Below are 14,465 nucleotides of genomic sequence, written 5' to 3'. Positions count from 1 at the left end.
GCAGGTATCGCCCATGAGTAGCAGCCGGCCCGCGCCCGAGCCACCGGAGCCGCTGGCGCCGCTCATCGACGCGCATACGCATCTGGATGCGTGCGGGGCGACCGATGCGGAATCGGTTGCGGCCATTATGGATCGCGCCGAAGCGGTCGGTGTGCGCGAGGTGGTGACGGTGGCCGACGACCTCGCCGCCGCGCAGTTCGCCGTACGGGCCGCGCACTGGGATCGGCGGGTGTACGCGGCCGTCGCACTGCACCCGACCCGAGCCAATGCGCTGGACGATGCGGCCAAGGCGGAGCTCGAACGGCTCGCCGCCGACCCGCGCGTGGTGGCTGTCGGTGAGACCGGGCTCGACTACTACTGGCCCGGAAAGCTGGAGGGCTGTGCCGATATCGAGGAGCAGGTCGAGGGTTTCCGCTGGCACATCGACCTGGCCAAGCGGCTGCGCAAGCCGCTCATGATCCACAATCGTGAGGCCGATCACGACCTGCTGGCGGTGCTGCTGGATGAGGGCGCGCCGGAAACCGTGATCTTCCACTGCTTCTCCTCCGACGCGAATATGGCGCAGGCCTGCGTGGACCAGGGGTACGTGCTGAGTTTCTCCGGCACCGTGAGTTTCAAGAATGCCCATGAATTGCGGGAGGCCGCGAAACTCGTTCCCGACGACCACATTCTGGTCGAAACGGACGCGCCGTTCCTCACGCCGCATCCGTTCCGGGGTGCGCCGAACGAGTCCTACGTGCTGCCGTATACGGTGCGCGCGCTGGCCGGCGTTCGCGAACAGGATCCGGTGACGCTGGCCAAGATCACCACGGCGAATGCCCGGCGGGTGTACGGAATCTGATTGCGGCCCCGGCTATGCCGATGTGGCTTGGCTCACTATGCTGCTGCGTGATCATGATTCACCTGCGGCTCGATATCTGTTCGTAATTTCGATGCGCACAGTTCCGGTGGATCGGTTGTCAATTGCTGACCCCCTCGTTATCGTACTGTGACCATGCCGGGATTTCCTGTGAACGCTTTGGCGAAGATCAACTCGTCGCGCTCGCCGTTGCTGTACGGCGCTATCGCGGCGATGCTTGCCACGCTCATAGTCGGCGCGGGCCTGGCCATCATGAACAAGAAGGTCGTCACCGTCGTGATCGACGGCCAATCCAGCAGTCGCAGCACCATGTACCTGAATGTGCGCGGCGTGCTCAAGGATGCCGGGTACGACATCAGCTCGCGGGACGACGTATCCCCTTCTGCCGGTTCACGAGTCCACGACGGCGACACCATCACGCTGAATCGGGCGCGTGAGGTCTCGCTCATCACCGACGGCACGCCGTCCAAGGCCTGGACCACCGCGCTCACCGTCGCCCAGGCGATCGTGCAGCTGAAGTTGCCCGGCGATGTCTTCACCTCGCCCTCGCGGCCGACGCCGCTGCCGCTGGTGGGCGCACAGTTGCTCATCACCAATCCGCGCACCGTGGAGCTCGCCGACAACGGCAGCTCGGCTTCACTGGTACGCCTGGCCGCTCCCACCGTCGGGCAGCTACTGGAGGTGCAGGGCCGGCCGCTCATCAATCAGGATTTTGTCGTACCGGCCGCCGATACCCCGCTCACCGACGGCATGAAAATCGTGGTCACCCGCAAGGTTGTCGAAAACCGCACCGAGCGCGTGCCTTTGGATCCGCCCGAGAACGTCATCGACGACCCCACGCTCAATATGAGCCGGACCATTGTCGAAAACCCGGGCACACCAGGCACTCAGGACGTCACCTTCGCGGTATCCATCGTGAACGGCAAAGAGGCGGGCCGGGATCCGATCCACTCCAACGTGATCGTCCCCGCCGCGCCCAAGACCATCCGCAAGGGCGCCAAGCCCGGCACCGAAGTCCCCGACGTCCGCGACGGCAATACCTGGGACGCGCTCGCCAAATGCGAATCCACCGGCAACTGGGCGATCAATACCGGCAACGGCTTCTTCGGCGGCGTCCAATTCGACCAGAACACCTGGGAGCGTCAGGGCGGCACCCGCTACGCCCCCCGCGCCGACCTAGCCACCCGCGAAGAACAAATCGCCATCGCCGAGGTAACCCGCGCCCGCCAAGGCTGGGGCGCCTGGCCCGCCTGCACCAGCCGCCTCGGCATCAGCTAGCTGTATTTTTGGCCTCCGCTTCGCTGCGGCGGGTTCGCGGCCCTGGAAGTCTCGTTCTTCCCTCCCTCCGCTCCTCCGCTCCTCCGCTTCGCTCCCCCGCTCCACTCAGTCCAGAACGAGACGGGCCGCGAACATGGGGGGGAATCCACATGAAGACCGGGGTTCAATTCCACCTGTTCGCTCCCCCGCTCCAAGGCGCAGGTCTATGGAGCCGCAGTCCAGACCCGGGCGGGCCGCGAACTCGGGGCGTGGGACTGCTGTTGTGCCGCAGGAGTTTCGGAGGCTAGGCCCCCGAATTTCCTTCCTTGCGGGTGTGAAGCCCTTACATCAGTGCGCCGCCGTCTACGCGGAGTTCGGTGCCGGTCATGTAGCGGCCGTCGTCGGAGGCGACCATGGCGACCACACCGGCGATGTCTTCCGGCTTGCCCAGGGCGCCGCCGTCGATCCAGCCGGGGAGGCGGGCCATGAGGGACCAGTCGGCGTCGGCGGGGAGGGAGAGCCCGGAGGTGATGCCGGTGCTGATGCCGCCCGGCACGATATTCACCGCGCGCAGGCCCTTCTTCACGTATTCGAGGGCGATGGAATGGGTCAGCGCGTTGACGCCGGCCTTGGATGCGGCGTACGCGGCCATGTAGGGGTTGGAGCCGAAGGCCGCGGTGGAGGAGAAGTTGACGATCACGCCGCCGTGCGTGGATTCGATGAGCTGCGGGATGGCGGACTGGATCATCAGGAAGGTGCCGGTGAGGTTCACCGCGAGCACCTGGTTCCAGACTTCCACCGGCATCTCGTGGGTGTGCCCGGCGCGCATGATGCCGGCGGCATTCACCAGAACGTCGAGGCCGCCGAGGATTTCGAAGGCTTCGGCGGTGGCGGTGTGCACCGACTCCGGATCGGAGACGTCCAGGTGCACGGTGCGCAGCCGGTCCCGCTGGTCGGCGGGAGCGGCCTCGATGGTGGCGGTCAGCCCGGCGTCGTTGATGTCGGCGGCGACCAGCTGCGCGCCTTCGGAGAGGAGGCGCAGGGCGATGCCCTGGCCGATACCGGAACCGGCTCCGGTGACGATTACTCGGCGTCCTTCATATCTGCTCAGCATGGCGCGAAATTAGAACAAGTTTCACCGGGCGTCAATGGCCGATGAGCGGTCGCCTGATCACAGAGTTTTCTCATACTGGACGGTCGTTTGAATGGCTAAGCTAATTCGCGCACGCAATGTGTTTGTGGGGCGGGGTTTATGGAGGACTGATGAGGTTGTCGGGTTGGCGGACGCGGGTTTTCACGGCGTCCGTAGTTTCTGCGGGCGCGCTCCTGATAATGCCGGGATCACCGGCCCAAGCGGAGACACCAGGCGCCGTCATCGCGACGACCGCAGCACCCGACGGCTTCCGCGGCATGCCCAACGGCTCGATCATCGACTACTGGACCACGCGGTCCAATGGTGAAGCGGTCAAGGCGAGCGGTGCGCTCTTCGTCCCGAACGGCACGGCGCCGGCTGGTGGCTGGCCGATCATGGCCTACGACCACGGCACCTCCGGTCTCGGACCCGGGTGCGGCGGCCAGACCGACACCAGCCACGTCAGCCGCGCCGCCGAAGACCATGTGCTGCAGTACTTCCTGGGCAAGGGCTTCGCCGTCGTCGCCCCCGACTACCTCGGGCTCGGCCGCTTCGATACCGGCCCGCATCCGTATCTGGAAATCCGCACCGAGGCCACCGCGACCATCGATATGGTCCGTGCGGCACGTGCCGCCAATTCTGATCTGTCGCGCACCTGGGCGCTGACCGGCGTCTCACAGGGCGGTCACGCGGCACTGGGCGCCGCCAATCTGCAGCATGCCGAGGCTCCCGATCTGGACTTCCGCGGCACCATCGCCGTCGACCCGGCCTCGGATATCGAGAAGGTGTCCCGGTTCGTCGGCCCCTATGTGCCCGCGATTCCGGGCGAGGCCGGTAATGGTGTCGGCGGGTTCGTGGTCAGCATGCTCGCGGGCCTGCGGGCTACCCACCCGGAACTCGACCTGAACGCCAATTATCTGACTCCGCGCGGACGCGAAGTGGTGGATCAGGCATCGAGCCTGTGCTTCAAGGACATCATGAAGGTCATCGACGGGACATCGATCGGGGATATGATTTCGCGCCCGCTGAACGACGACCGCTTCATGGCCGCGTTCAACGACTACATCACCGTGCCCACCAGTGGCTACGACGCGCCGATTCTGTTGCTGCTCAACACGAATGACATCACAGTGCCGTCCCCGCTGCATGCCGCACTCGCGGCTCAGTTCGCCGCCAACCGGGTGGATTTCCAGGCGGTGGTCGGAACCGGCACGCACACTCAATTGAATCCGCAGATGTGGGATGCCATCGGGGCGTTCAGCGACCGCATTCTGGCCATGCCGACCAAGTTCTGAATCGTCCATCGCACCGCCCCGAGTGACTGCGGCTATCCCATAGCAAATAGGTTGGTCGCAATGTCTTCGAAAGTTCGGCCCGTTGTCGGGGCGGCATCGGTGGAGGAATTATGGGATTTACAAGCACATTTGGCAGAGGTCTGATCGCGACGGCAGTGGCCGCGGGCGCCTTGCTCGTCGTCCCGATGAGCGCAGCGCACGCGGATCCGGCGGGAACGCCGATCACCCAGACCGCGCAGACCGCCGGCTGGCACAACAACACCGGGAACGGTTCGGTCCTCACCTACTGGACTACTCGCTCCAATGGTGAGGCCGTCCAGGCCAGCGGTGCGTTCTTCGTCCCCGAAGGTCCGGCCCCGGCGGGCGGCTGGCCGATCATGGCCTACAACCACGGCACCACCGGGCTCGGCGCGAATTGTGGCGGGCAGTCCGATCCGTCGACCGCGCCGCTGGCGGTGCCGCTGAAGGCCGACCAGGAACTGATGCAGTACTTCGTGTCGAAGGGCTTCGCCGTTGTCGCCCCCGATCACCTCGGCCTGGGTGTCTTCGACACCGGACCGCACCCCTATCTGGAACTGCGCACCGAGGCGACCGCCACCATCGATATGGTGCGTGCCGCGCGTGCCGCCAACCCCGGACTGTCGCGCACCTGGGCGGTGAGCGGGATGTCGCAGGGTGGTCATGCCTCGCTCGGCACCTCCAATCTGCAGGTGACCGACGCACCGGATCTCGACTTCCGCGGCACCATCGCCATCGATCCGGCCACGGATGTGGAGAAGGTGCTCCCGATCGCGGGCCCGTGGGTGCCGGAACTGCCGGGTGCGATCGGCACCGGCGTCGGTAGCTTCAGCGCCAGCATTCTGGCCGGTGTGCGCGCTGCTCGTCCGGACGCGCAGGTCGACAGTTATCTGACCGACCGCGGCCGAAAGCTGCTCGACGACATCGGGACCGAATGCCTGCCCGCGATCAGCAAGCGGATGGCCGATGTCTCGATCGGTGATCTGCTCTCCCGCCCGCTGACGGAGGGCCCGTTCCCCGGTGTGCTGAACGACTACATGACCGTTCCGGTCCGCGGCTATGACGCGCCGATCCTGTTGCTGGTCAACGCCACTGACACCACCGTCCCGTCGCCGCTGCACGGTGCGCTCGTCGCGCAGTTCGCCGCGAACGGCGTGGACTTCAACACTGTCGTCGGCACCGGCACCCACTGCCAGCTGAACCCGCAGATGTGGGCCGCCATCAACAACTTCATCGCCCACGTCCTGTCCACGCCCGTCCAGTCCTGACCGCCCCACCCGGTGCAGCAACCCCAGCCCTCAAGTGGATCCACTCGAAGTTCGCGGCCCGTCTCGTTCTGGACTGAGTGGAGCGGGGGAGCGAAGCGGAGGAGCGGAGGGAGGGAAGAACGAGACAGAGGGGGCCGCGAACCCGCCGTAGCGAAGCGGAGGCAAAAGATACAGAACGAGACAGCGGGGGCCGCGAACCCGCCGTAGCGAAGCGGAGGCAAAAGATACAGACCGAGACAAAAGGGGCCGCGAACCCGCCGTAGCGAAGCGGAGGCAATTAGACACGGTAGGTTTCGCAGGGTGTCCGAATCCGAAATCGCCGGTCGTGGAGAAGCAGCCCTGCTGGGCCCTGCTGAAGTGCGGGTGCTCGCCGAGCGGTTCGGGGTGCGCCCGACCAAGCAGCTCGGACAGAACTTCGTGCACGACGGCAATACCGTTCGCCGCATCGTCTCGGCCGCCGGTGTGGGGCGCGATGATGTGGTGCTGGAGGTCGGTCCCGGGCTCGGCTCGCTGACCCTCGCCATTCTCGATGTGGTCGACCGGGTGATCGCCGTCGAGATCGATCCGAACCTGGCCGGGCATCTGCCGGGCACCGTGCAGGATCGGGCGCCGAAGCTGGCGGACCGCCTCAGCATTGTGCAGGCCGATGCCCTGCGGGTGCGGGCCGCCGATCTTCCGGCCGCACCGACCGCGCTGGTCGCGAACCTGCCCTACAACGTGGCGGTCCCCGTCCTGCTGCACCTGCTCGCCGAATTGCCCAGTATCCGAACCACTCTCATCATGGTGCAGCTGGAGGTCGCCGATCGCCTCTCCGCCAAGCCGGGTGGCCGTATCTACGGCATCCCCAGCGTCAAGGCGGGCTTCTACGGCACCGTCCGCCGCGCGGGCACCGTCGGACGCCAAATCTTCTGGCCCGTACCGCAGGTCGAATCCGGGCTGGTTCGCATCGACCGCTTCGACGAAGCGCCCTGGCCCATCGACGAGGAACATCGCAAGAAGGTCTTCGAGGTCATCGACGCCGCCTTCGCGCAGCGCCGCAAGACTCTGCGCGCCGCGCTGGCCGGTTGGGCGGGTTCTCCGGTCGAGGCCGAAAGGCGTTTGGTCGCAGCGGGAATCGCTCCGACCGCCCGCGGTGAAACCCTCGATACCGCCGCGTATGTGCGCCTGGCAGCGCAGGCCTAGACGCGGATTTCCAGGCCGCCGAGAATGCCGGCCTCCGAACTGATCTGATCGGCCTTGGCCGTCACGGTGAGCTGGATGAGGAACTCATTGGCGCCGACCGCCGCGATGACGTAGCGGGTGTGCACCCACAGGACCAGGGTGTCCAGGGCGTAGGTGCCGGTGACCGCGGCCGACGGGTAACCCTTGTAATCACCGATTTCCGCGCCGAGTTCCTGCCACTGCGGCAATTGCCGCGCATCGGTGAACGCCGACTCCAGCAGTTCCGCGGCGTGCACCGGCTTCGACAGCCGTCCCACCAGCAGCACCACATTGTCGGCCCACCCGTCCTCCGGCGGCCGGGTGAAGACGCCGTACGCGCCCGGGAACATGGCGGCGTCGATCGTCTGCCAATCCTCCGACAGCGCGATGGAGACCTCGGGCGTCCCGTCACTCCCGCGCTCCACGGGCGCGATCTGAATATCCGCTGCGACCAGGTACTCGGCAATGGTGGTCACGAAGTCTGCTCCTCGGCTACGCGGGCGAGGCGGTCCCCACCGCAGTCGCTCGCCATTGAACACGAGTTGCGTACCCGCCGGTGCACCCACCTACCCGTGCGCAGGGGCCGTTCGGATCGTGGATCCGAACGGCCCAGTGCGGCAACGGGTATCGCCGATTCGTCCGTGCCTAGCCGCGGAAGCGGCGCAGGCGCAGGCTGTTGCTGACCACGAATACGCTGGACAGCGCCATGGCGGCCCCGGCGAGCATGGGGTTCAGCAGTCCGGCGGCGGCCAGGGGGATGGCTGCCACGTTGTAACCGAACGCCCAGAACAGATTGCTCTTGATGGTGCGCAGGGTGGCCCGCGACAGCTTGATGGCCGTCGGCACCGAGCGCAGATCGTCGCGCACCAGGGTCAGATCGGCGGCCTGGATGGCCACATCCGTACCGGTGCCCATGGCCAGGCCCAGATCGGCCTGGGCGAGCGCGGCCGCGTCATTGACGCCGTCGCCGACCATGGCGACGACCTTGCCCGCCGCCTGCAGCCGCTTCACCACATCCAGCTTGTCGCTGGGCAGCACCTCGGCAATGACCTCGTCGATGCCGACCTGATCCGCGACCGTGCGGGCGGTGGCGGCATTGTCTCCGGTCAGCAGGATCGGGGTGAGCCCGAGCGCCCGCATATCCGAGATCGCCTGTGCACTGGTGGATTTGACGGCATCGGCAATGACCAGCACGCCGCGCGCCACCCCGTCCCAGGCCACCACGACGGCGGTATTGCCCGCCTGCTCGGCCCGAGTCTTGGCCGCTGCCAATACTTCCGGCAACTGGATCGACCAGTCGTCGAGCAGTTCGGTGCGTCCGATGACCACCGCACGGTCGCCGACCAGACCCTGCACACCCTTGCCGCCGTGGCTGACGAACTGCTCCACCTGTTCGGTGCCGAGTCCGCGCGCGGCCGCTCCCGCCACCACGGCCTTGGCGACCGGATGTTCGGAGCCGTGCTCCACCGCGGCCGCGACCGCCAGCAGCTCGTCGGTATCGACGCCGTTGCCCGGAATCACCTCGGCGAGAGTCATTTTGCCGGTGGTGACGGTGCCGGTCTTGTCCAGCACCACGGTGTCGATCCTGCGGGTCGACTCCAGCACCTGCGGGCCCTTGATCAGAATGCCCAGCTGCGCACCGCGGCCGGTGCCCACCAGTAGTGCCGTGGGTGTGGCCAGGCCGAGGGCGCACGGGCAGGCGATGATCAGCACCGCTACCGCCGCGCCGAAGGCGGTCGAGACCGCAGCGCCGGTGCCGAGCCAGAAGCCCAGTGCCGTTATGGCGATCGCGATGACAATGGGCACGAACACCCCGGCCACCCGATCCGCGAGCCGCTGCACGGGCGCCTTACCGTTCTGCGCCTCCTCCACGAGTGAGGCCATCTGTGCCAGCTGGGTATCCGCGCCGACCCGGGAGGCCCGCACGGTCAGCAGACCGCCCGCATTCACGGTCGCACCGACCACCGGATCGCCGGGGCCGACCTCGACCGGCACCGATTCGCCGGTGAGCATGCTCATATCCAGCGCTGAATTGCCCTGCACCACAACACCGTCGGTGGCGATCTTCTCGCCGGGGCGGACGAGGAACTCTTCGCCGACCTGCAGTTCGCCCACCGGAATCCGGGTCTCGACCCCATCGCGCAGTACCGCAACATCTTTCGCGCCCAGCTCCAGCAGCGCCCGCAGAGCGGATCCGGCCTTCTCCTTGGACCGGGTCTCGAAATAGCGGCCCGCCAGAATGGCCGTGATCAGGGTCGCCGCCACCTCGAAGTAGAGGGCGGAGGACGAGTCACCACGCACAATGGCAAAGCTGAACGGGTGTTTCATGCCGGCCATGCCCGCATCGCCGAAGAACAGCGCGTACACCGACCAGCTGAAGGCGGCGAGGGTGCCCAGCGAGATCAGCGTGTCCATGGTGGCCGCGCCGTGCTTGGCGTTCACCCAGGCGGCACGGTGGAATTGCGCGCCGCCCCACACCACGATGGGTGCGGTCAGCGTCAGCGAAAGCCACTGCCAATTGGTGAATTGCAGCGCCGGGATCATGGCCATGGCGACCACGGGGACGGCCAGCGCCAGCGTCACCAGCAGGCGATGCCGCAGCCGCCGGGTGGCGCTGGGAGCCGAATCGCCTTCGGTATCAGCGGTTTTCACCGGCTCCCTACTGTGCACGGCAGCGGTGTACCCGGTATCGATCACCTTGGCGATCAGATCGTCGGTGCTCACCGACTCCGGGAAATTGACCCTCGCCTTCTCGGTGGCATAGTTTACCGTGGCCGTGACGCCGCCGATCCTGTTGAGCTTCTTCTCGATTCGGGACGCGCAGGAGGCGCAGGTCATGCCGCCGATCTCCAACTCGATCGACCGCTCCGGTGCGGGGGCGCTCATCAGTGACCTCCTCCGTGCTGCGAAGTCGCATCCGAGGCGGATGCGGCGGTTGTGGTCTCGTCGGTGAATTCCGCGGTGTGGACCGCGCCATTATGCGAAAAGTCCAGGTACAGGCGATAGGTGCCGTCACTGGGCGCTTGTGCGTGGAATGCTACGTCGGGGCCAGGGGCGGTCTTGCCGACCTCGCCCTGCGGGTGCACGTGCAGGTAGGCCAGATCGTTCGCGCGCAGTGCCACCAGGTGTCCGTACGCGCCCAGGTAGGGCTGCAGATCGGTCACCGCCTTGCCGTCCCGGGCGACATTGAACGTCAATTCGCTTCCGGCGGTGGACATATCGCCGGTCATCGTGACCTGATAGCCGTCTACCTCCGCGGTCTTCGATACCGGCGGCAGCGGCTGGTCCGCGGCGCTGCCGGCGACGTGCACCGTCCGGCTCAGTGTCAGTTCACCAGGGCCGTCGGTGGGGGAGAAGTCGGTGAAGACCCGGTAGGCGCCGGGTGCGGCCCACGTCCAATCGATGGACCAGGTGCCGTCGGCGGCGAGCTGCGGATGGACGTGCCGGAACTGGCTCGCATCCGAGCGGACCACGATCAGGTGCAGGTTCTTCTCGTGCAGGCTGTTGTATCGGGTGACGGTGCCCTGCGGGCCGTTGATCCGGAAGCGCAGTGCGCCTTGCTGATTCGTGGTCGCGGGGGCGGTGATATCGGCGAGGGTGTAGCCGGACTCGCTGTCCTTCAGCCCGGGGGCCGCTTCGCTCCGGGTGTGTTCACTGTGCGCGGAGGTCGTGCCGGAGGCCGGCCCGGTCGGATCGCCCACCAGGGCTCCGACGCCGAGCGCGGCCCCGAACAGTACGACCAGTCCGCCGCCGAAGGCCGCGAATCTCAGTCGATCGTTCATTCAGCTCGCCACCTGATATCCGGCTTCGTCGACGGCGGCAGTCACATCGGCATCGGCGATCGGGGCGGCGGATTCGACCTTGACCAGGCCGGAGGCGAGGTCGATATCGACACTGGTCACGCCGTCGATCTTGCCGATCTCCTTCTGGACCGACCCGACGCAGTGGCCGCAGGTCATTCCGGTGACGGTGTAGGTGCTGGTGGCCATGTCTGCTCCTCGGCTCGCGCTCTATACGGTGCGGGGGTATCCCCGACATCCAGAAACATACCCCCCATGGGTACCTGGCGCAAGCGGTTCGGCGCGGAATTTCAGTGATCTACGGGCGCGTCCTCCGGCCAGGCGCGTAGGGCCAGCTCAGCGACCTGCTGGAGTTCGGCGCGGCTCGCGCCGTCGCGGGCGCCCTGTGACATGCCCTGCATGACGGTCCCGATATAGCGGGCCAGGACGGCCGCATCGGTGCCGGCGGGCAGCAGTCCGGCGGCCGTGTCGGCGCGAATCCGCTGCGCGAAGGCATCGACATTCGCCGTGCGCATCTGCTCGAGCATGGCCGCCACCTCGGCATTCGTGGTGTTGATTCCGGCGCTGATCACCATGCAGCCGCCCGGCTGTCCGGGTGTGGTGTATTCGACGGCCGCCTCGCGCAGCGTGCGGGCCATGGCGGCCCGGGCGGTCGGCTCCTCGGCGAGCGCGCGCGCCGCGAAGCCCGCGTAATTGGCGCCGTACACCGCGATGGATTCGTTGAACATCTTCTGCTTGTCGCCGAAGGCGGCGTAGAGGCTGGGCGCGCCGATGCCGAGCGCGGTGGTGAGGTCGCTGATGGAGGTGGCCTCGTAGCCCTGCTGCCAGAACAGGCGTAATGCCTTGTCCAGCGCGGCATCTCGATCGAATTTCCGGGGTCGGCCCCGAGTGGGTGTGGCCATACCAGTCATTTTATAGCGCTCGCTAAATAATGTGCTACCGTCCCTTTCTGTAACGATCGCTAGAGAAAAGGAGGCGCAGTCATGAGCGCACTCGCAGGTAAGACGGCCCTGGTCACCGGCAGTGGCCGCGGCATCGGACGGGCCATCGCCGAACGCCTCGGCCGCGACGGAGCCCGGGTGGCCGTGCACTACAACGGCAATACCGCCGCCGCGAAGGAGACGGTCGCGGCCATCGAGGCGGCGGGCGGATCGGCCTTCGCCATCCAGGCGCCGCTCGGTGTTCCCGGCGATGCCGAAGCCCTCTGGAGCGCCTTCGACGCGCACGCCGACGGCCTCGACATCCTGGTCAACAACGCCGGTACCGATGGCGTCCGCGAACCCATCGGCGGCACCGACGAGGAATCCTTCGACCGTGTCTTCGCGGTCAATGCCAAGGCCCCGTTCTTCGTCACCAAGCTCGGCCTGGAGCGGCTGCGCGACGGCGGCCGCATTGTGAATGTCTCCACCGGTTTGACGCGGGGCGCGCGCATGCCGGAGCTCATCGCGTACACCATGACCAAGGCCGCCATCGACTCGCTGACCGGCGTGCTCGCCAAAGAGGTTGGTGCACGCGGTATTACGGTCAATGCGGTGGCTCCCGGTGTGGTCGACACCGATATGAACGCCGACTGGCTGCGCAATGACGAGACCTGGGCCGCAGTGTCGGGCTTCTCTCCGCTGAACCGTGTCGCCGACCCTTCCGATGTCGCCGACATCGTTGCCTTCCTGGCGTCCAACGACTCCCGCTGGGTGACGGGCCAGTGGATCGATGCCACCGGGGGCGCACTGCTGTAGGGCCAACTACTCTGTGACCGTGCTGTCTGTTGTGCCTAGTCCCCTCGTCGTGCGCGCGCCCTCCAAGGTGAATCTGCACCTGGGGGTCGGCGATCTTCGCGAGGACGGATATCACGACCTCACCACGGTCTTCCAGGCGCTCTCGCTCGGTGACGATCTGCAGATCGCACCGGCCGCCACTCTCACCGTGAAGGTGAGCGGTGAGGGCGCCGACCAGGTCCCCACCGACCGCGGCAATCTGGTGTGGCAGGCGGCGGTCCGCCTCGCCCACCTCGGCGGCCGCGCGCCGCTGGTGGAAATCGCGATCGCCAAAGGCATTCCGGTGGCGGGCGGTATGGCGGGCGGCAGCGCCGATGCCGCCGCCGCCCTGGTCGGCCTGAACGATCTGTGGGAACTCGGCCTCGGCCGCGCTGAATTGTCCGATATCGCAGCAGAACTCGGCAGTGATGTCCCCTTCGCCCTGCACGGCGCGACCGCGCTGGGTCGCGGTCGCGGCGAGGAACTGCTCCCGGTGCTGTGCCGCAATACCTTCCACTTCGTGCTGGCACTGGCCAAGGGCGGGCTGTCCACCCCGGCCGTATTTCACGAACTCGACCGCCTCCGCGAAGTCGGCGATCCGCCGCGCCTCGGCAGCCCCGAGGCGCTGCTGCAGGCCCTTGCCTCGGGGGACCCGCAGCAGCTCGCACCGCTACTCGCCAACGACCTGCAAGCCGCCGCGCTTTCCCTCGCGCCCGAACTCCGCCGCACCCTGCGTGCGGGCGTCACGGCGGGGGCGCTGGCCGGCATAGTCTCCGGTTCCGGCCCCACCTGCGCTTTCCTCTGCGAAAGCGAAGACGCGGCCGTGGCCGTGGCCACCGAACTCTCCGGCGCAGGTGTCTGCCGCAGCGTCCGTACGGCCCACGGCCCGGTCCCCGGAGCCCGAATTACCTCCGCCTCGTGATCTGGTAAGAGCGACAGTTGATTTCGTGCGATCGGGGTAACTCGCCGGGTACGACCGGAATCGGTTTCGCACCCTGCCGCCGCTACGCGTCGAGAACCGCCGACGGCACTGGGCCGGGCGCTAGAGTTCCGGAGAGGCGGAACCGACTATGTCGGCGAGGCGGTCGATCTGGGCGGCGTCGCGGCCGTAGCAGTAGAACATGACTTCGTTCGCACCCAGATCCGCGAATTGGCCTATGGCCGTGCGGATTTGGTCCGGGGTGGTGAGTATGCCGTCGAGCATGTGATCGGCGCGGCCGGAGAATTCGTAGTAGGCGCCGAGGGAGGCGCGGGCGTCGTCGATCACGTCCTGGGTGCCGAGGGCGGCATTGACCTGGGCGACTATGCGCGGGGAACCGGTGCGGCCGTGCGTGGTCCAGGATTTGCGGGCGGTGTCGAACAGGCCGCCGGCCCAGCTCGGCGCGGCGGCGGCGAGGAAACCGCCACCCCACCGGCCGACCCGGTCGAGGGCGGCGGGGCTGAAACCGCCGAACAGGATCTCCGGACCTTCGGGGTGTAGCGGCGCCGGGCCGATCGGGCCGCAATCGTCATTGAACGCCTTGCCCGACCACAGGCGGCGCATGATCTCCAGCTGCTCGTCGAGGCGCTTGCCGCGGGTGCGCAGATCGGTGCCGGAGGCGATGTGGTCATCCTCGCGACCTCCGACACCGAGTCCGAGCACCAGGCGGCCACCGGACATGACATCGAGCGTCGCGGCCTGCTTGGCCAGCAGCGCCGGATCACGCAGTGGGGCGATCAGCACCTCGGTCTGCACCCGGACGCGGCTGGTGGCGCCCGCGATCATGGCGAGCGCGACGAGCGGCTCGGGGTTGTCCCAGACCAGGCGATCGAGCAGCCCCAGACTGGCGAACGGGCCCGCTTCTGCGCGCCGAGCCCAGTCGAGCAGCGTGGTGGGAGTGGA

Annotated in this window: 14 protein-coding genes; 7 read left to right on the top strand and 7 right to left on the bottom strand. The window is 67.2% G+C overall.

Features of this window, described 5'->3' with window-relative positions; genetic code table 11:
* Positions 1-13 precede the first annotated feature (13 nt).
* Together JWN03_RS18825 and JWN03_RS18820 are read left to right on the top strand one after the other, a co-directional pair.
* Positions 14-841: a TatD family hydrolase gene (locus JWN03_RS18825; RefSeq protein ID WP_297616365.1), complete on the top strand. Its 828-nt coding sequence runs from the start codon at positions 14-16 to the stop codon at positions 839-841.
* A 168-nt stretch (positions 842-1,009) separates the two neighbouring features.
* The gene (locus JWN03_RS18820; protein WP_297616411.1) at positions 1,010-2,137 is read left to right on the top strand and encodes a resuscitation-promoting factor; all 1,128 of its coding nucleotides are present in this window, start codon (positions 1,010-1,012) and stop codon (positions 2,135-2,137) included.
* 322 nt (positions 2,138-2,459) lie between these two features.
* Here JWN03_RS18820 and JWN03_RS18815 read toward each other — a convergent pair whose 3' ends face one another.
* Positions 2,460-3,227, bottom strand: a complete 768-nt coding sequence (locus tag JWN03_RS18815) for an SDR family NAD(P)-dependent oxidoreductase (RefSeq protein WP_297616408.1) — start codon at positions 3,225-3,227, stop codon at positions 2,460-2,462.
* Positions 3,228-3,379: 152 nt separating this feature from the next.
* Between JWN03_RS18815 and JWN03_RS18810 the strand changes: the two genes are divergently transcribed.
* The 3 genes from JWN03_RS18810 to rsmA all read left to right on the top strand — a co-directional run bounded on the left by JWN03_RS18810 (position 3,380) and on the right by rsmA (position 7,011).
* Positions 3,380-4,543, top strand: coding sequence for an alpha/beta fold hydrolase (locus JWN03_RS18810; protein WP_441343017.1), 1,164 nt, complete (start codon positions 3,380-3,382; stop codon positions 4,541-4,543).
* 185 nt (positions 4,544-4,728) lie between these two features.
* Complete coding sequence (locus JWN03_RS18805; RefSeq protein WP_297616360.1) at positions 4,729-5,829, top strand: lipase family protein; 1,101 nt, start codon at positions 4,729-4,731, stop codon at positions 5,827-5,829.
* A 300-nt stretch (positions 5,830-6,129) separates the two neighbouring features.
* Entirely contained in the window at positions 6,130-7,011 is an 882-nt protein-coding gene (gene rsmA, locus JWN03_RS18800; protein ID WP_297616357.1) for a 16S rRNA (adenine(1518)-N(6)/adenine(1519)-N(6))-dimethyltransferase RsmA, read from the top strand.
* On the opposite strand, the gene JWN03_RS18795 is transcribed toward rsmA, so the two are convergent.
* From JWN03_RS18795 to JWN03_RS18775, 5 genes are all read right to left on the bottom strand, one after another.
* Positions 7,008-7,505: an LpqN/LpqT family lipoprotein gene (locus tag JWN03_RS18795; protein ID WP_297616355.1), complete on the bottom strand. Its 498-nt coding sequence runs from the start codon at positions 7,503-7,505 to the stop codon at positions 7,008-7,010. The two genes, rsmA and JWN03_RS18795, sit on opposite strands and share 4 nt — an antisense overlap.
* Before the next feature lie 169 nt (positions 7,506-7,674).
* Positions 7,675-9,915 (bottom strand): heavy metal translocating P-type ATPase, encoded by a 2,241-nt coding sequence (locus tag JWN03_RS18790; protein WP_297616352.1) that lies wholly within the window; start codon positions 9,913-9,915, stop codon positions 7,675-7,677.
* Positions 9,915-10,811, bottom strand: coding sequence for a hypothetical protein (locus tag JWN03_RS18785; protein ID WP_297616349.1), 897 nt, complete (start codon positions 10,809-10,811; stop codon positions 9,915-9,917). The genes JWN03_RS18790 and JWN03_RS18785 overlap by 1 nt, the downstream gene beginning before the upstream one ends.
* Entirely contained in the window at positions 10,812-11,018 is a 207-nt protein-coding gene (locus tag JWN03_RS18780) for a heavy-metal-associated domain-containing protein (RefSeq protein WP_297616346.1), read from the bottom strand.
* Between the two features lie 101 nt (positions 11,019-11,119).
* Positions 11,120-11,731, bottom strand: coding sequence for a TetR/AcrR family transcriptional regulator (locus JWN03_RS18775; RefSeq protein ID WP_297616344.1), 612 nt, complete (start codon positions 11,729-11,731; stop codon positions 11,120-11,122).
* An 81-nt stretch (positions 11,732-11,812) separates the two neighbouring features.
* Here JWN03_RS18775 and JWN03_RS18770 point away from each other — a divergent pair, with 81 nt between their 5' ends.
* Both JWN03_RS18770 and JWN03_RS18765 read left to right on the top strand, forming a co-directional pair.
* Complete coding sequence (locus JWN03_RS18770) at positions 11,813-12,565, top strand: SDR family oxidoreductase (protein WP_297616341.1); 753 nt, start codon at positions 11,813-11,815, stop codon at positions 12,563-12,565.
* Between the two features lie 19 nt (positions 12,566-12,584).
* A complete protein-coding gene (locus JWN03_RS18765; RefSeq protein WP_297616338.1) occupies positions 12,585-13,505 on the top strand; it encodes a 4-(cytidine 5'-diphospho)-2-C-methyl-D-erythritol kinase in 921 nt (306 codons plus the stop codon).
* A 120-nt stretch (positions 13,506-13,625) separates the two neighbouring features.
* Here JWN03_RS18765 and JWN03_RS18760 read toward each other — a convergent pair.
* Positions 13,626-14,465, bottom strand: an 840-nt coding sequence (locus JWN03_RS18760) for an LLM class flavin-dependent oxidoreductase (RefSeq protein WP_441343016.1), incomplete at its 5' end; no start/stop codon positions are given.

Source organism: Nocardia sp. (assembly GCF_025465275.1).
In the GTDB taxonomy this organism is placed as follows: domain Bacteria; phylum Actinomycetota; class Actinomycetes; order Mycobacteriales; family Mycobacteriaceae; genus Nocardia.
This window is presented reverse-complemented; position numbering and strand designations above follow the sequence as displayed.

Excerpts from the sequence above, each read along its gene's own strand:
- JWN03_RS18825 (WP_297616365.1), top strand. The coding sequence starts at position 14 with ATGAGTAGCAGCCGGCCCGCGCCCGAGCCACCGGAGCCGCTGGCGCCG.
- JWN03_RS18810 (WP_441343017.1), top strand. The coding sequence starts at position 3,380 with ATGAGGTTGTCGGGTTGGCGGACGCGGGTTTTCACGGCGTCCGTAGTT.
- JWN03_RS18805 (WP_297616360.1), top strand. The coding sequence starts at position 4,729 with ATGAGCGCAGCGCACGCGGATCCGGCGGGAACGCCGATCACCCAGACC.
- JWN03_RS18790 (WP_297616352.1), bottom strand. The coding sequence starts at position 9,915 with ATGAGCGCCCCCGCACCGGAGCGGTCGATCGAGTTGGAGATCGGCGGC.
- JWN03_RS18785 (WP_297616349.1), bottom strand. The coding sequence starts at position 10,811 with ATGAACGATCGACTGAGATTCGCGGCCTTCGGCGGCGGACTGGTCGTA.
- JWN03_RS18780 (WP_297616346.1), bottom strand. The coding sequence starts at position 11,018 with ATGGCCACCAGCACCTACACCGTCACCGGAATGACCTGCGGCCACTGC.
- JWN03_RS18775 (WP_297616344.1), bottom strand. The coding sequence starts at position 11,731 with ATGGCCACACCCACTCGGGGCCGACCCCGGAAATTCGATCGAGATGCC.
- JWN03_RS18770 (WP_297616341.1), top strand. The coding sequence starts at position 11,813 with ATGAGCGCACTCGCAGGTAAGACGGCCCTGGTCACCGGCAGTGGCCGC.